Source organism: Candidatus Uabimicrobium amorphum, from assembly GCF_009002475.1.
Lineage (GTDB): Bacteria > Planctomycetota > Uabimicrobiia > Uabimicrobiales > Uabimicrobiaceae > Uabimicrobium > Uabimicrobium amorphum.
In genome coordinates this window covers 6051684-6068710 of record NZ_AP019860.1, presented here as the reverse complement: position 1 = coordinate 6068710, position 17027 = coordinate 6051684, and the positions used below count along the sequence as shown (strand labels likewise).

The following is a 17027-nucleotide window of genomic DNA, read 5'->3' as shown; positions in this document are numbered from 1 at the left end:
AGAATATACCCGCTACTATCTTTACTTTAAGGTATCGGCCCTAAAACAATCTTAGGGCGTATTTGCATAAAAATTATTGCTAAAACTAAGCGACAACATCGAACGAGCGCTTTGTCAGTTTTATGACAATAATAGATTGCAAACATGCCCTAATAGCGTACCTATGATATAATTTTCAATATACTATTCGCAAGTAATTGTAAGCTTTTTTTCGCCGCGTTGATAATCGACGCGTATCACTTTCTTATCTTTAAAATTACCGCGTAATAATTCTTCCGACATAGGATCTTCTAAAAGACGCTCAATAGCTCTTTTTAGTGGACGAGCACCAAAATCAGCATTGAAACCTTGATTTACGATGTGATCCTTAGCTTCGGCAGTTAGTTCTATATTCAACTCTTTTTCCGCCAGACGATTTTCTAAACCTTTAAGTTCCAGATCTAGGATGATGGTAATATCGTCTTTTGTCAAAGGTCTAAAAACGATGGTGTCGTCTAAACGGTTGATGAATTCTGGACGAAAGTGGTTTTCAATTTCTTTATCGAGTTGGTCTTTCATTTTCTCGTAAGAAACTTCGTCATTGTTTACTCTAAACCCAAGAGATGCCTGGTTTTTAATTTGTTTTGCACCAATATTTGATGTCATGATAAGAATGACATTTTTGAAATCAATATGGCGACCGAAAGAGTCGGTCAATCGACCTTCTTCCATAATTTGCAGTAACATATTAAATACATCAGGGTGTGCTTTTTCCACTTCGTCTAGCAAAACGACAGCGTAAGGCCGACGGCGTATTTTTTCTGTCAGCTGACCACCTTCTTCATAACCAACATATCCTGGAGGCGCTCCTGTAAGACGGCTTACATTGTGTTTTTCCATATATTCGCTCATGTCCACTTGAATAAGAGCCTCTTCTTCACCAAACATAAACTTGGCGAGAGATTTTGCCATGTGGGTTTTACCAACACCTGTTGGGCCTAAGAACATAAAAGAACCCATTGGTTTATTCGGATCTTTTATTCCTGTGCGACTACGACGAATGGCTTTTGAAATTGCCTTTACTGCTTCGATCTGACTAATCACAATGTTGCTGAGTGTATTTTCCATTTGCAATAGACGTTCCGCTTCGCCTTTTTCCAGTCTCGTTAACGGTATGCCTGTCATGTTAGATACTGTTTCACACACGATATCTACATCAACAACCCCATCAGCTTCATTGGACTGCTCACGCCAATCTTTCATTACTTGATCACGCTTTTTGCGAAACTTCATTACTTTATCGCGAAAGTTGGCAGCACGTTCAAAGTCTTGGTTAGCAACGGCCTCTTCTTTTTCTTTATCTAACTTGCGTATCTCGTCTTCGATTTCTTTAATTCCCGAGGGCTTTGTCATCGATTTTAATCGCACTCTTGCACCAGCTTCGTCCATGACATCAATCGCCTTGTCTGGCATGAAGCGTCCAGTGATATAACGATCCGCTAATTCTATGGCCGTTTTTAGAGCTTCGTCTTGAAATTGAACGCGGTGGTGTGCTTCATATTTATCGCGGAGTCCTTTTAAGATGATGAAGGTTTCATCTTTAGAAGGTGGTTCGACAATAATCGACTGAAAACGACGCTCAAGAGCACCATCTTTTTCAATATACTTGCGATATTCATCCATGGTTGTTGCGCCAATACACTGTACTTCACCACGTGAAAGAGCAGGTTTAAGAACGTTTGAAGCGTCAATTGCTCCTTCTGCACCACCAGCACCCACCAGTGTATGCAACTCGTCGATAAATAAAATAATGTTTTTTGAGCGTCTTACTTCGGCCATCACCGCTTTGATACGTTCTTCAAATTGCCCGCGATATTTTGTACCTGCAACCATCATGGCTAAATCGAGAACGACAAGCCGTCGATCGCGCAGTAATTCAGGAACGTCACCTTTGACGATTTTTTGTGCTAGCCCTTCGACAATGGCTGTCTTCCCTACACCGGCCTCACCTAGGAGTACCGGATTATTTTTGGTACGACGTGACAAAATTTGTACAACGCGCTCAATTTCTTTTTCGCGCCCAATAACAGGGTCTAATTTTTCGCCACGGGCCATTTCAGTTAAATCGCGTCCAAAAGCATCAAGGGCAGGAGTCTTAGACTTTGTTGAATTAGAACTTTTTGTCGAGCTTGTTCCTTGGAACTCTGCCCCCAAAAACTCCAACACTTCTTCACGGACATCCTCTAGTTTAAGAGATAGGTTTACGAGAACCTGTGCAGCAACGCTTTCATTTTCGCGTAAAAGACCTAACAGTAGATGTTCCGTACCAATATAATTGTGGCCCAGGTTATTTGCTTCTTCCAGAGCTAGTTCCAATACTTTTTTCGCACGAGGTGTAAAAGGGAGTTGACCGACCTGTAAAGCACTGGCTCCAGATTCGACCATTTTTTCCACTTCTAAGCGTATTTTGCGTAGTTCGACATCCATGTTTTTAAGAACATTGGCTGCGACACCACTTCCCTCTTGTATCAGCCCTAGCAAAATGTGTTCAGTTCCTATGTATTCGTGATTAAATCGTTGCGCTTCTTGTCTTGCTAGACTCATTACTTTGCGAGCGCGTTCTGTAAAGCGTTCGTACATTTTTCTTTCCTCAAGAATATCTTGTTGGAATTTTAAGTTAGTTATTTTCTTATATTACGTTGTGCAAATTAATAGCAATATAATACTCTCCATTTGTATTTATGCGTTCTTTAATAAGAGCTAAAACATTTGGGAGTGATTGCGAAACTCTCTTTCGCAAGGAATCTTTTTGGACAATAGACAGATTTTGAGAAATATGTTCGATGATTTCATCTGATGACAACTTATTTTTTGTTTCTTCTAAGTCCAACATACGTTTTTGATAATTTTTGGGAATGAGACCGCTTATTATTAACTTTCCATGAATTATATCATAGCGAAAGGAGAGTAAAACAATACCTGTGTTTGCGTCTATATACTCCAAAGTACCCGTTTTTAATATCCATTGACCGTATTCTTCCCAGCATTGCTTGATAAAATCAATCAATAGTTTTCCTAAGGCGGCAAATTCCCGGATGCGACTTTTTAACAGAGTATCTTTTTCATCTTGAAGTCGTAAATAGATAAAAATTTTGTTATCTTGTTGCAAAAATTATTCCTTTCACTTGCCACGAAAATTAGGATTTTTGTGGGGGGGAATATACAACAGAAACTTGCAATGAATAGCTTTGAGAAGCCAGGCTTACTGCAATAGTTTGGTCAGCGTTCTCTGGTATTTCTATGTTTCCAAGAGATGTCACCACTTTTGATGGTTTTAAATCCACTCTGATGTCTTCTTGGCTCAGTTTAGAAGCTGTATTTCCGACAACGATGTTTGCAAACTCCATAACAGAATCTTTCGCAAAATCATTGACTTCCCATATTTTTTCATGAGCTACTTGAGACGCTATTTTTAAAAAAGGCTCATCGGATAGCGAAATGATATAAGTACCGTCGGTGTCTCCAAAAAATTGCTGGTACACATTCCACATAAATGGGGCTATTCGTTCTTTATCGTTGTGTGATTCTATTGGTTGAACTTCCATATCAACAAGACGCAATAGTAGTTTTGCTGTTACATCGAGAAACGTATCTGCAATTTGTCCGCCTTGTAAATTTTCAATGGCTTGTCGTGCTTGGACAGTGTATCCTTTTTGCTCTTCTTTATATGCAGTGAGTTCTACTTCTAAGTCTCCAAGAGTTAGATAACCCTTTTGAACTAGAGCTTCACCAAGAGTAATTCTTTCATTTTTCTGAATAACCAACAGTTCTTCTAATTGTTCGGGAGAGAGCAGATTTTGTTCTAAGGCGATCTCACCAAACATTTTGTCTGTTCGCTGTTGTTCTGAGTGTATTCCTTCGATTTGTTCTGCTTTGAGATAACCAGCATCAAGAGCAAGCGTTCCCAACTTCACGTTGACGCTTTTTTGAAAATCTAGAGCATCCATAAGTTCTTCTTTTAGAATTCGCCCACGTTCTAAAAGAAATTGACCAAAAAACTTAACAGACATTTAGCTGCCTTTCTATACTTTTATGGAAGATTACATGGTAAACTTCATATTAGCCCTCATTTAAAACCTTTTTGAGAACTTCTATTAGGGTTCCTTTTTCATAAGGTTTCATTACAAAGTTTTTGGCACCCTTTTCTAACGACTCCATAACTTTCTCTTTTGCTCCCATAGAGGAGACCATAACAGCTTTAACGTTTGGATCTTTTTCTACAAGGTTTTCAAGAGTTTGAATGCCGTCCATCCCGGGCATGATAATATCTAACAATACTAAGTCTGGCTTGAGTTCGTCAAACTTTACTAGCCCTTCTTCTCCGGATGTCACTTCGCCAACAACTTCAAACTCAGTATCTTTTAAAGTTTTCTTGAGTATTTTCAAAGTCACCAAGGAATCATCAACAGCTAAGATTCGTACTTTGCCTTCAGACATAGCAAAAGGCTCCTCTCACGTTATGATAATATTTCTCTAAGAATTTAACATGGTGCCTGGATGTAGAACTGGGTATAAAATGACAACTTTCCAGTGGTAGCTCTAATTGTTTCATAAAATTATAGTTGTGCACCCAAGTATGTTTCTCCCAGGTCAATTTATTTGATTTGTAGATTGTTTGTAAGAGTAAAAGAATGACAAAAATTGTTTTTCATCTCTCAATACACCTACAAAACGGTAAAACTTTTTTGTGATTTTACAACGATACACTATGTTTTGCAAGAATAAACTCTAACGAATTAGCACATTTCACAAAGAAATTGCCACATGGTAAGGAGAGGTTTAAAGGATTGAAGATAAGAAGAACAAAACAAGGAGTTGAACTCCTTGTTTTGTTGCAAGTGTAACTTATAGGTTACGTGTGTTTTCTAGAGCTTGACGTCCTTGATCATCCAATACCCAATTGAATACAGCTTCTTCAACAGGAGCTTCTGGGTTTGAATGTTCTAAAGTGAAATTTAAAGTTAAGTTTGCTTGACGTCTAACAAAACGGCCATTGACGACAACAAAGCGTTGTACACCAAGACGCATGGTCGCAGTGCGTTCTTCTTCGTTGATTTCAACAGGTGCGTTCAAGAAGAAACGGAAGAAACGAATGTTGTTTCCATAAACTTCTTGTAGTACCGGAATAAAGTCATTGATCAGCTTTTCTTGAGTAAAGTCAGCTGCTTGTGGCTCTGGTTCTGGTTCTGGCTCTGGTTCTGGAGGTGTTAGTAGTGTCACCAACTCACTTACAGAGGTGAAAGCGTTGATTGCTCCCGCACCTGTTGCGTTGCGTTGTGCTACACCAAACACGTTCTCAGGCTTTGTGAAAATACCCTTCAAGAAAGAAGTTTGTGTCTCGCCTTCTGGTAATTGGAAAGTACCATCAGCTAGTGCAGGCTTTAAAACTTCTAGCATCAATGCTGCGATACCAGCAACGTGTGGTGTTGCCATAGAAGTTCCGGAGAAGAATGCAAATCCACCATTAGCGATTGCAGAACGAACTCCCACACCAGGAGCCATCAAAGTAGGAATGTCTTGATTATCTGCGTTTGGACCTCTAGAACTAAAATTAGCTAGGTCTCCACGGCTATCATGTGCACCTACAGAAATAACTATAGGCGAAGAACCTGGATTTCCTACGGTTCTTTCAGTTGGGCCACTATTTCCTGCTGCGGCAACCAAAACAGCACCAGAAGCAACAGCATTATTCGCTGCTTGTTCGATACCATTTACACCTGGCGTGTCGCCATTGGTTCCCAAACTCATGCTAATAACATCTGCTCCGTTAGCAACAGCAAATTGAATCCCTTGAATAATACCAATTCCACTACCACTACCGTTTGCTCCCAAAACTTTTACAGCCATAAGTTGTGCGTCAATAGCTACACCGGCTGTTGCACCAGCAACTGTACCAGCACAGTGTGTACCGTGGTTGTTGCCGTCTTGCTCAGGATCTGCTTCTCCAGGAACAAAAGACGCTCCGGTGACAAATCTTGAAATATTGTTACCATCTTTATCTTTCGCTGGATTTGCAAACTCAGAGTGATTGGACTGAATCCCTGTATCGAGTACTGCAACAATAACACCTTTTCCGGTGATTCCAAGGATGTTGTTTACATCGTCAGACTGGGTAACTTCCAGACCATAGGTATTGAAACTGTCGAAACCAGGAACAGCTTCGTTCACAGCCAAACCACTGACGTTTTCGTTATTGTTGTTATTTCTGTTGCGTCTGTTACGTCTATTGCGTTTATTGCGTTTATTGCGTCTATTCTTTCCTGCTCTACGTGCGCCAGGAACGGTAAGTTCTCTTTTACCAGAACGTCTCTTAAACTTTACTTGATTGACTTCTTCTGGCTCCAAAAACTGCTGTACAATGTTTAGCTCAATTGATTCAACTTTTGGATGTGCGGCAAGTTCGGTAATTGCGTCCCTGCTTAACTCCAATGAAATTGAATTAACTGCCCATAGGTATCTAGCTTCATTGTTGGTCAGTTTGGAAATTAAAGCACGTAAACTACGTTGTGCACGCTCAGAACGTTTTCTCAAACGATTGATCACTTCTTCGCGGATGTTGTTGTTACCGCGTAGTGCTCTTCTTACTGCGCGACGGATTTTTTTTCCGTTTAGTTTTTCTTTTAGTTCGATAACGACATCAAAACTCTGTGCGTCTCCCTCTAAAGCTTCTTGTAATTTCGGGCCAAGTTCCGCCGCGAAAATAGAAGACAATAGAGATAATATTGTTATAAGGATTAAATTACGCATACAAGCCTTTCTATAACAAAGATCTCTACAAGCCAGTTTTCTAAATACCTTAGAAAAAACAATAATCCTGGCTAAGTATATGTTAACAAATGTAGATTGTAAACGCTAGTTTTTTTTTAGTTTGCCCTACGCCTCTTCTTTTTTCGCCTTTGAAACGTTTTCTCCCAGTCGTTCCAAAAGTTGATTAAACTTTTCCTTCGTTAGCATTAAATTTTGGAACAGAAACTCTTTTACATCTTCTTTACCATCAGATGTCTGTTTTTCGTAGACATGCTCTGCGGAGAGTAAATTGAGACTATCACATCCCCCACAGTAAGTTATATACAACTGAATATATGGCTTGTACTTCGCCACCTCTATTTCATCGACCCAAGCAATGCTATCCACAATGATATCTTGTTTGATGCGCTTTGCGATATCGGCATTTATTGTCATCGGTAGCGGTTCTTTCTCTAACCATATATAACAATTTTCACAAAAAACATCATATTTGGAAAGCATTCCTATGGAATAAAAGGCAAACAAAACCCACACGACTTCCAGGATGCCATACACTTCATCTCTAAAAAAATTGTATTGGATGTACTGCAACATCCATTCGGGATCCGCCAATCGTTCGAACAATCTACCTTTACCATACATTACTGCGTCGGCGCACCACAATACATACAAAACAATGCATGCCGAAATCGTCGTTCCCACAAAGGATAGTTTGCGGTTACGGTTGTTTCCCTTCTTTTCTCTCCCCTCATACATTGTGCACACCATAATAATGTACACGATATAAACAATGATAAACTCGATAAAGTACGGAAAGATCTGCCGGATGTACACTTGCAGAAACGCAACGATAATCGCCGAGAGAGTTACAGAAAAAAGACCATTTACAACGCCAAACAATCCAGACCGGCCTGATAATTGATAAAAATTTGCCATGTTTAATACTCAATCAATTCGTTAATTGCATCCAACACAAAACGACGTCGCAAATCGTGCGATTCGTTGTAAAATTCCCATTTTTCTACGGTATCGTGAATAGAGAGCAACTCGTCTACCGTCATTTTTTTAAATATTTTTCGCCAGTAAATACTTTTGAATAACTTCTCAAGGGACGCAACAGCATCAATTGGTCCACGACCGCGATTTGCCAGTGCACCAAGGTGCTTAATCATCAATGGAGCGCTGATTTGATCCAAACGTCGCACACCCTTATTTTTGATTTGGTATAGTCTTTTACTCACAATTTGATATCCCGCAGCAATTTGTATATCTTTTGCCGTGTTTTCGGCATAAACGGTATAGTGAGTAAAAATTCTTTCTTTCCTAATCTCCATATGATGATCTTCAACGGGCTGGCCATCGATAAAAACTTTATACGGGTAGAGAATACCGTCTAATTCTACCGAATTACCGGTGATAAAAAATTTGTATTTACCTAATTTACGAAGAGGAGCTTCGATCACAAACGGTCCGTTGCCAGATGTTATACGTATACGTGTTTTCAATGTATCGTACTCTTTAAACCTTGCGGTTATTTCATAGCTTTTACCCACTTCAAAAACATCTTCTTCTGCGATGTCCTTCTTGCCAATTTTTATGTCAATCGCTTTTGCAGAATGACCATTTTCATTTTTCACGTGAAAAGAAATTCTTCGTGCGCTCCCGGCATCTGCAGGCTGAAATTTTGCAATAATACTGCGGTACGCATCTTCGGTGCGCAGAATGTCAAAGTCATTTTCTTTTTGTATCTTTTCTACATTATTAAAGCCATTGCGCACTGCGTCCTTCAAAGCAGTAATCGCTTTGCGAATATCTCCATTTCTATTGCCTATACCCACTGGAGTACGATCGTATTTTTGTGCCTGTAAGCTATAACAACAAGCGAGAAGATAATACGCATCTATTTGCTTAGGGTCCATGTTAAGAGATGTCTCAAGACTTTTAATCGCTTGCGCAAGTTTACCACCTTCTTTTGCCGTAACCGCTTGCAAGTAGTAAGAGTTCGCATCTTTAATTTCGCTCGCCATACGCGAACTATCGGTAACCTCTATTTTCCAAAGTTTCACGATGTGATTTTGTGAACTCGCAAAAATTACGGCACTATCTTTGCTAAAAGATACTTGCGAAATGGCCACAGAGTAATCAGAAATAGTTCGTAGTAGTTTTCCCGTTGCCAGTGACCATATGCGAATAGTATTGTCTTCACTGCCACTCGCCAAGAGTTTCTTGTTTGGGCTAAGGGCCAAACAAGTCACAGCTTTACTATGACCAGAAAGTGTAAGTTTGTCATTTCCATTACTCGTTGACCAAACTTTAATCAGCATATCCTGCCCAGCACTGGCCAATAGAGCACCGTCACTACTAAATGCCAAGGCATTGATATAGTGAAAATGTCCTTTTAATGTGAACAATACCATGTTACCGGTGGCGTTGCGTAGACTAATGTGATTATTTTGATGCGCAACAGCCATAAATTTGCCGTCATTGCTATATACCACCGCACGCACATTTTGAAAAATATTCCATTCCTCGATATTGATTTTTTCGGCGTACAAAGCTATCAGTGCACAACATAAAATTATGATTCTTTTCATCGTAGATATTACGGGACGTTCCCGTGTCTCCTTTCTTGTGCTTTGTAGTATAACTATTATAACTAGTGGTATGTCAGGCAAATCTCTACATGTAATTGATTCTTTTGAGTTTTAGCTGACACGCCCTACAAAGGATCGTCTTGAGGTAGTTTCTATAACTTTGGAAGTTAATAATATAGCGATATAGCTTGTAAAACCCGGATTTTGACTCCTCTAGAAGTCCTACTCTCATATTATGCATTGTAAGTGAAGATTTTGGTATAAAAAAGCGGGCGCAAGAATGATAAATTCTTTGTGCTCTGCCACAGATGAATGAATGGTATGATTATGAGAGATAGGTAAGTCTTGCTATTCACCACCAGTAAAAGGATTTTGCGAATTGATGTCAATGGCTTTCGTACATAGATCTTTCGCTTCTTCGACATTTCCGGTAAAAGCACATAAAAGTCCCATACGCGCTAGCCCATCAGACATTGCTCTTTTGTCTCCTGTATCTTGTGCTATTTTTAGAGCCTGTGTCTGATTTTTGATGGCCTCTTCCAAACTATTGTTGTCCATATTTGCGATCGCTAAATTATTTAAATGTTTAATTTCTAGATCCTTGCGGCCTTCAATTTGTGAAATTTCTAACGCGTCATTGTGATACTTAAGTGCATCTTTGTGTTTACCCATAGCGCCGTGAACCATAGCAATGTTCGACAAAATCATTGCCCGATCTTTACTATTGTTTTTTTCCGCCATGGATAGGCCCGCAAAAAGGTTTTTGAGAGCCTTGGTATTGACCCCTACTTGGGCATATGCAATACCTAAATTACTGTAGGCAGACTCAATATACTTGAGACTTTTGTTGGTTTGCTTGAAAAAAAACAACAAGGCTTCTAATATGGGGATCGCGTGTCGCGCACGGTTGGTTTGTAAGTACTGAGAAGATTTTCCCCAATAGGTTTTAAAATTATCTTCGGTAATGACGATAGAACCATATTCACCATCGAAATCAAACATTTTTTGAAAACAAGACTCTAAAAAACGGAATGTTTTACCCAACGTAGCATCTTGCCCTGGCTTCTCGGTATACTCGCGCATTTTACGCAGTAGGTTAAAAAAGGGTGTGTCAAATTCTTCATAATTGTCTTTCACCCATTTACTAAAGCCTTCGGGGCCCAATGCCACCTTGATTAGGGCTTCTTGTACAAGCCAACGGTCTTTTGGTAGGTTATTGTATTTGCTCATTTTCCTTGTTTTTCTTTCAACATATCGCGACGACGCTTTACTACCTGTAAGTTGAGTTTTACGGAAGTAAAGCTCGGGTCCATTTTCAAAGCGTTTTCCCAATCATCAATGGCTTCGTCATATTGTTTTAATAGTGAATATACAACCCCGCGGTTGTTGTATGCATCTGCAAATTTTTTGTCTAGTTGTATTGCGGTAGTGTAGTCTTTTAAAGCTTGTTGGTAATCTTTTTGAAAGTGATGGGCCACTCCACGAAAGTAATATGCTTTGGCATAGTCTGGCTTCAATTCAATTGCGGCTTTGAAATCTTCAAGAGCCTGTTCAAGGTTATTGAGGCTGTTATACGCAATTCCTCTATTCGCGTAAGCAATTGCATTGTCAGGATCGTACTCCAGAACTTTGTTAAAGTCGACCAACGCCTCTTCGTACCTCTGTAGACCAACAAGAGCGTTTCCTCTACTTAAATACGCATCGGTGTGGTACGGATTACTTTTCAAGACGCGCGTGTAATCAGAGATGGCCTTTTCGAAATCTTTATCTGATTGATATTGATTTGCTCGATCAAAAAAGGCTTGCACGTTTTTTTCGTGTATAGAGATGATAACGTCTAATTTTTCGTCTGTCAAATAACCTTTTTCGATAAGAAATACCGATAGCGGTTTGCTTGATAACTCACGTTTTTTTCTCTTTAAGCACTCTTTTACTTCTATACGAGAAAGTATACCGTACTTGATTGCTAACTTACAAAATAACTTTTCTTCAGGAGAAATATCTGACATTACTCAGTTCCATCGATAAAAAAACGTTTAAAATTGAATTTAGACAAAGTAAAATGTACAGCAAGAAATTTAAAAATTTCTTGCTGTAGTTTTAGGCGATTATAGCTTTACTATTAAGAACTTAGTTGATCTTTTATCTGCTGAACAGCAGCATCAACAACTTGATCTGTAGCTTCTTCAACGATAACATCGGTAAGTTCTTTAAATTTTCCACCTGTTTGTTTTTCAACTTCTTCTTTTACCATGTCACTTGCTTTTTCAGATACGAATGCTTTTATTGCTTCTTCGCCAGCATCTGCAAGATTGTCAGGCATTGTTTCGATCAATCTACCAACAACAGTTTTTGTTACTTTAGCGATAGTTTCTTCTTTGAATTTCTTCTTCAATTGTTCTTGAACGTTGCCGCCAGAAAACAAACCTTTTATTGTATCAATCAAACTCATTAAACGTTCCTTTATAGGAAAAAAAATTACAGACCATATATAAACTACAGGTTGATGCAATTTTAAATTACCTTGATTTTTAGAAATTGTCAAATTTTTTTTCATAGCGAATCATAACTTATCATTTGAATCTTTGGCAGAGTTCGGGCATAATACCAGCACTTACATATTTGTTGTGCTTTTATCAAAATGTTAAAAGTTCCTGACGTATGAGCTGGTACTTGGTCCCTTAAATTCGAAGTTTGGTGGTGAAATGATAGAAGTAAATGGCGTTTCTAAGATTTTTGAGGATAGTGCACAAGAAACAAAAGCACTTGATGAAGTGTCTTTTTCATGTTGTGCAGGAGAAATATTTGGTCTACTAGGTCCGAATGGTGCAGGAAAAACAACTTGTCTGCGAATATTGTCAACTGTGTTATGTCCTACAGCAGGAGAAGCCAAAGTCGCAAATTACAATGTTGTTGACAATCCCCAAGAGGTGCGTCGCCGCATAGGCTTTATTTCCGGGAACACGGGGATATACGACCGATTAACTCCTCACGAAACCGTATTATATTTTGGAAAGCTGTACGGACTATCGAAAAGTTTTCTCAAAAAGCGCTGTGATGAGATATATGAAATGTTCCAAATGACAGATTTCATTCATACTCTGAATGGTAAACTATCAACAGGGATGAAGCAAAAAGTTTCTATTGCCCGAACCATTGTTCACGACCCACCAGTACTCATTTTCGACGAACCCACGGCAAACCTTGATATTTTAGTGGCAAAAAACGTACTCAATTTTATCCTTGATTGCCGCGAGAAAGGCAAATGTATCATTTTGTCAACTCATATCATGAGCGAAGCACAAAAACTTTGCGATCGCTTGGGCATTATTCACAAAGGTAAACTTTTGGTTCAAGGCAAAACAGAAGATCTTTGTGCGCAGTACGACTGTGGAGATATCGAAGATATCTTTTTTTCTCTAATCGATAGCGGCTTTTAAAAGGTGAAAAAAGTGCAGTGGTTAAACAAATTAGATAACATCTTAAATATATGGGGTAAGGAAATAAAAGAAACGCTTCGCGATAAAAGAACTCTTTTTATCATGACCTTACTACCTATTTTACTCTATCCATCACTAATGCTGGGTATGACGCAGCTCATTGTATATCAACTCGATAAAATAGACAAAGAAGATGTAACAATTGCCATAGAGGGTAGTTCGCAAAAAATTAACGAACTATTGCAAGGAAAGTCTTTTAAAATAGTCGAAACAAAAAGTGCTTGGGATGAAGTCTACTTAGAGAAAGCTGTTTTAGGTTTGAAAATACCTGAGAATTTTGACAAAGACATCAGTGATTTGAACGCTGTTCCTCGTATTTTAGTTTACTACTCTGGTGCAAATGACAAAGCGCGTTTACTGCTCAAGAAAGTGCGTGACTCTCTAAATGTTTTATTACGCAAAACTCAACGCAAAGCGCTACAAAATAGTCCACCAGGATTGGTAAAACCATTCACGATAGCCCTCAAAAACACCGCTGGTGCAAAAAAACAAGGAGCTTTTGAATTTGGACGTCTTCTCGCTTTACTCGTCGTACTCATGGCCATTACTTTTCCGCTATATCCTGCCATTGATATGGGGGCCGGCGAAAAAGAACGAGGTACAATGGAGACACTACTAGTTGCTCCTGCCACCCGATTTGAAATTGTCGTTGGGAAATATCTTGCCATTTTTAGCATCGCCATTTTTGGATCTTTATTGAATCTCGCGAGCATGGGAATTACTTTTGGATATTTTACCAAGCAAAGCAATGCGCTTCTCGAAGCAACACGGACACAAGAGTACCAAAGTGTTGATGATTTTAAAATAACCCAATTAGCCACCAACGATGATATTCCACATATTCGCGAAGAAGGTAAAATATCTCATGCAAAACTTTACAACGAAAATGTGGCTTTTACCATTAACAACAACAAACAACAAATTTCGTTGTGGCACATAAAAGCGGAAAAAATAATGTACCGCTCCCCATGGACCTTTGCGAACGTAACAAAAATATCCACAATGGGCAACAGTTGGATTGCGAGTACACAAAACAGATTGATACACATCTTCATTTCATCACAAGGGATTGGCTTGCGTACGTTGTGGCAAAATGAACATATCATAGAAAATTTTATAGTGGATTCCTCCACACAAAAAGTCATTGCCGAACTAAAAGTAGAAGAAGAAAAGCGACGCTTCGTTATTTTGGACACCAAAACTTGGCAAGTCGAACAAAACTTTGATGGTTATGGCAATATAGTCGATGGTAACATCAACTACATTATATTTCGCAATGAAAATTTACAGTTGCTAGATACACAAAGTGGAGAAATCACCGCATTACCAGGATACAAAGCACTACTTTTCAACAAAAATCGCATTGTTTTCTTTACGGAAAGCACCTTGGGGATCTATGATACCAGGGCAAAAGCAATTATCCGAGAAATACCTATAAATTTATATACACAGCTACCCATCACTGCAGTTACACACAGTAATAACAATTTGGTACTTGGTACTCAAGATGGTGTTGTACAGTTGTGGAGTTACAAAAAAAATAGTTTCTCTTTCGTTGCTTATCTTGGAGCACACGAAGGTCCTATTACCCATATAGATATATTTGACAATTACTACCTAAGCCTTGATGAAACAGGGACATTGATGAATTGGTCAACATCTCCCCCACTCAAGTTTGACATATCAAACTCTGTTTTAGTCGGCATGTTTATATTGCTCATTCCTCTTGTAGGTATGTTTTCGGCACTATGTTTAGGTCTTTCTATTTTTGCGCGAAGTTACAAAGAAGGCCAGCATTATTTGACCCCTATGGTCATTGTAGTGATGCCACTAGTCATGGTAGCGTTTTTGCCTAACATGCACTTGACAACGCGGCTTTGTTTTGTACCCGTTTCTAACATTGTACTTCTTTACAAAGAAATGTTTCTCGGTAACGCCACTTTTACACAGATTTTATTAGTGTTTTTCTCAACCGCTCTATATGCGCTACTCGCTCTGATATGGGCGATACGGCTTTTTAGTCGTGAAGAAGTTATTTTCCGCCAGGTAGAAGGTATCAAATGGGATTTTTGGCGAAAAAATTCCACGGTGATATTCACAACGAACCAGGCATTCATATTTTTTGCACTGACAACCATTTTATTCCACTTTATGGGACCAAAACTTTCCAACAACATTTTGTTTGGTCAAGCACTATCCATGGTATTGTTTCTTGTTGCTGTCCCAGTCATTGTTACAAAGGTATTCCATTACGATCTACGCAAAACCTTTGCAATTGGCGAAAAGTTTCCTGTTACGAAAATCCCTGTTATTATCGCATTGAGTATTAGTGGGCTTATTTTTGCTCTTACGGTAAAAAGTATCCAAGATTTTATCTTGCCAATTCACAATGAGCAATTGGTAAAAATGCTACAAACTCTATTGCAAGGATATCCATTGTGGATCATGATTATCGTATTTGCGGTACTACCGGGAATTTGTGAAGAGCTATTTTTTCGTGGGTTACTACTCTCCAGCTTTCGTAAAAAAATGTCACCATTGGCAGCTGTTGTATGGACAGCTCTATTGTTTGCCGTGATGCATATGGATATTTCGCGTCTTTCCTTTACCTTTGTTATGGGCATTTTTCTCGGAATTGTGTTGTTGCGCACCGAAAATATTCTTGTGCCGATAGTTATTCATATATTGTGCAATTCGACTACCCTAACAATAGGTTACTACGCCCAAGAAAATTCGCTCGACAACTATCTTTACTACTTGACTGCATACCCCTGGATTTCAATACCTGGTAGTTTGATCGTTAGTGGTTTTATTATTAAATACTGTTTTCAAGCTTTAGGGCATAGACATGAATAAGTTTATCAACAAAAGATCTTTATACTACGAAGCTCTAGAAGGAAAGCATCCTGATTTGAGTGTCAAAAAAAAGTGGATTCGCCACGAAAGTGAATCAGTAAACCGCGCCGTAACTCTATATCTTCGGGATATTTTCACGCCGCTTACATTAAAATTCTATGAATTTATCACACAAATTTCTTCGCAAACAATTGCGGATATGGCAAAGCAATTTGTTGTGTATGAAAACGTATACAGTGATGTTATTTTCGAAGAAAACGCAATGCCATTTCTCGAAGGTTATCAAAGTATTGATACAATAGATACGTCAAACTCTAAATTCGAAGATTTCGCAAACGCATATAAAGCTCTACCAGAAAAAATGCGTGCATATTATCGAAAACTCTTATTACATAGCAAAAGTGTCGCTACTCTAGAAAGATATGGACTCAGTGATATTGTCAGTGGTCACTACCACAGTTATCTGTGGTCATCAATTGATAATGGTATTCAAACCACAAGTCATGCTGTAGACACGACTCTTGTTCCCATTGGCGAATATGGATATAATTTATCGCGCACTATGGTACTGACAACCAATATAATGGCAAAACTCACCTACGATTTTTTTCAAAAAACGGCGGTCATCGAAGACAAGTATCAACAACTTATTGACAACGAAACCGCACGTGGTCGCGAAAAACAACAGGCACTTTCACAGGCAGAACAAATGTGCCATTGGCAGAATTTTCCTGTCCATTGCGAACATGCGCAAAAAATTTACCAGTTGCAAAAAGAGCAACGACAATTGATCATAAAAGAATCTGCGCGTTTCGCTGCTCCGGATACATTTAAAGAAGCCATCCAAAGTGTACAGGCGGCGCTGTCGTCTTTCTATGCCCAAAAAGTTATCGAAGACCCTATTGCCTACTTGAGAACGATCATTTCCTCAGGGGTGGCCATACAATTCGCCAAAATAGTTCCTTTCGGCTACACCCTGCCTGTGGTAAGGCGCGGTCGATTTTATCCGCATATTTTACAGCCGAAACGAAATGGTTTACAACTCAATCCTCACTTTTGCCAAAAAGCGCGTAATTTAAAAGAGGATTACCTAAAAACACGAGTGTATGAACTGGACCAAAGAAATCCTGGTTTCCTGGGTTTTGGATGTCCCGCAGCAATTCGCGATAAGGCTTGTAAAAAAACAGGTATTCGCTATATGCTAGATTGTTACGAGCATATATTTAAAATTGTTTACCATCAAAATTCATAATCGTACAACTATCAATCCCGGTCCACAAAGAAAGTCTAT

The 17027-nt window shown here is 39.0% G+C and carries 13 protein-coding genes; 3 read left to right on the top strand and 10 right to left on the bottom strand.

Annotated features, from left to right (window positions below; genetic code table 11):
- Positions 1 to 183 precede the first annotated feature (183 nt).
- The 10 genes from UABAM_RS22015 to UABAM_RS21970 form a co-directional block, all read right to left on the bottom strand.
- Positions 184 to 2619 carry an ATP-dependent Clp protease ATP-binding subunit gene (locus tag UABAM_RS22015; RefSeq protein WP_151970150.1) on the bottom strand — a complete coding sequence of 812 codons (2436 nt, stop codon included), beginning with the start codon at positions 2617 to 2619 and terminating at the stop codon, positions 184 to 186.
- A gap of 49 nt (positions 2620 to 2668) precedes the next feature.
- A complete protein-coding gene (locus UABAM_RS22010; protein WP_151970149.1) occupies positions 2669 to 3148 on the bottom strand; it encodes a hypothetical protein in 480 nt (159 codons plus the stop codon).
- A 28-nt stretch (positions 3149 to 3176) separates the two neighbouring features.
- Positions 3177 to 4049 (bottom strand): chemotaxis protein CheX, encoded by an 873-nt coding sequence (locus tag UABAM_RS22005; protein ID WP_151970148.1) that lies wholly within the window; start codon positions 4047 to 4049, stop codon positions 3177 to 3179.
- Positions 4050 to 4098: 49 nt separating this feature from the next.
- Entirely contained in the window at positions 4099 to 4476 is a 378-nt protein-coding gene (locus UABAM_RS22000) for a response regulator (RefSeq protein WP_151970147.1), read from the bottom strand.
- Between the two features lie 408 nt (positions 4477 to 4884).
- The gene (locus UABAM_RS21995; RefSeq protein ID WP_151970146.1) at positions 4885 to 6786 is read right to left on the bottom strand and encodes a S8 family peptidase; all 1902 of its coding nucleotides are present in this window, start codon (positions 6784 to 6786) and stop codon (positions 4885 to 4887) included.
- Positions 6787 to 6912: 126 nt separating this feature from the next.
- Positions 6913 to 7722: a hypothetical protein gene (locus tag UABAM_RS21990; protein WP_151970145.1), complete on the bottom strand. Its 810-nt coding sequence runs from the start codon at positions 7720 to 7722 to the stop codon at positions 6913 to 6915.
- Positions 7723 to 7724: 2 nt separating this feature from the next.
- A complete protein-coding gene (locus UABAM_RS21985) occupies positions 7725 to 9380 on the bottom strand; it encodes a WD40 repeat domain-containing protein (protein WP_151970144.1) in 1656 nt (551 codons plus the stop codon).
- Between the two features lie 348 nt (positions 9381 to 9728).
- Positions 9729 to 10610: a tetratricopeptide repeat protein gene (locus tag UABAM_RS21980; protein ID WP_151970143.1), complete on the bottom strand. Its 882-nt coding sequence runs from the start codon at positions 10608 to 10610 to the stop codon at positions 9729 to 9731.
- Positions 10607 to 11389, bottom strand: a complete 783-nt coding sequence (locus UABAM_RS21975; protein ID WP_151970142.1) for a tetratricopeptide repeat protein — start codon at positions 11387 to 11389, stop codon at positions 10607 to 10609. The genes UABAM_RS21980 and UABAM_RS21975 overlap by 4 nt, the downstream gene beginning before the upstream one ends.
- Positions 11390 to 11502: 113 nt before the next feature.
- Entirely contained in the window at positions 11503 to 11937 is a 435-nt protein-coding gene (locus tag UABAM_RS21970) for a hypothetical protein (RefSeq protein ID WP_151970141.1), read from the bottom strand.
- A gap of 148 nt (positions 11938 to 12085) precedes the next feature.
- Between UABAM_RS21970 and UABAM_RS21965 the strand changes: the two genes are divergently transcribed.
- Genes UABAM_RS21965 through UABAM_RS21955 form a run of 3 tightly spaced genes read left to right on the top strand, consistent with a single transcriptional unit; the run spans position 12086 to position 16988 of the window.
- A complete protein-coding gene (locus UABAM_RS21965; RefSeq protein ID WP_151970140.1) occupies positions 12086 to 12820 on the top strand; it encodes an ABC transporter ATP-binding protein in 735 nt (244 codons plus the stop codon).
- A 12-nt stretch (positions 12821 to 12832) separates the two neighbouring features.
- On the top strand, positions 12833 to 15736 hold the full coding sequence (locus UABAM_RS21960; RefSeq protein ID WP_173013483.1) for a CPBP family glutamic-type intramembrane protease: 2904 nt from the start codon (positions 12833 to 12835) through the stop codon (positions 15734 to 15736).
- A complete protein-coding gene (locus tag UABAM_RS21955) occupies positions 15729 to 16988 on the top strand; it encodes a hypothetical protein (protein WP_151970138.1) in 1260 nt (419 codons plus the stop codon). Before UABAM_RS21960 ends, UABAM_RS21955 begins: the two co-directional genes overlap by 8 nt.
- Positions 16989 to 17027 lie beyond the last annotated feature (39 nt).

Coding starts and splice junctions, on each gene's coding strand:
- UABAM_RS22015 (WP_151970150.1), bottom strand. CDS start 2,619: ATGTACGAACGCTTTACAGAACGCGCTCGCAAAGTAATGAGTCTAGCA.
- UABAM_RS22005 (WP_151970148.1), bottom strand. CDS start 4,049: ATGTCTGTTAAGTTTTTTGGTCAATTTCTTTTAGAACGTGGGCGAATT.
- UABAM_RS22000 (WP_151970147.1), bottom strand. CDS start 4,476: ATGTCTGAAGGCAAAGTACGAATCTTAGCTGTTGATGATTCCTTGGTG.
- UABAM_RS21995 (WP_151970146.1), bottom strand. CDS start 6,786: ATGCGTAATTTAATCCTTATAACAATATTATCTCTATTGTCTTCTATT.
- UABAM_RS21990 (WP_151970145.1), bottom strand. CDS start 7,722: ATGGCAAATTTTTATCAATTATCAGGCCGGTCTGGATTGTTTGGCGTT.
- UABAM_RS21985 (WP_151970144.1), bottom strand. CDS start 9,380: ATGAAAAGAATCATAATTTTATGTTGTGCACTGATAGCTTTGTACGCC.
- UABAM_RS21980 (WP_151970143.1), bottom strand. CDS start 10,610: ATGAGCAAATACAATAACCTACCAAAAGACCGTTGGCTTGTACAAGAA.
- UABAM_RS21975 (WP_151970142.1), bottom strand. CDS start 11,389: ATGTCAGATATTTCTCCTGAAGAAAAGTTATTTTGTAAGTTAGCAATC.
- UABAM_RS21970 (WP_151970141.1), bottom strand. CDS start 11,937: ATGAAAAAAAATTTGACAATTTCTAAAAATCAAGGTAATTTAAAATTG.
- UABAM_RS21965 (WP_151970140.1), top strand. CDS start 12,086: ATGATAGAAGTAAATGGCGTTTCTAAGATTTTTGAGGATAGTGCACAA.
- UABAM_RS21955 (WP_151970138.1), top strand. CDS start 15,729: ATGAATAAGTTTATCAACAAAAGATCTTTATACTACGAAGCTCTAGAA.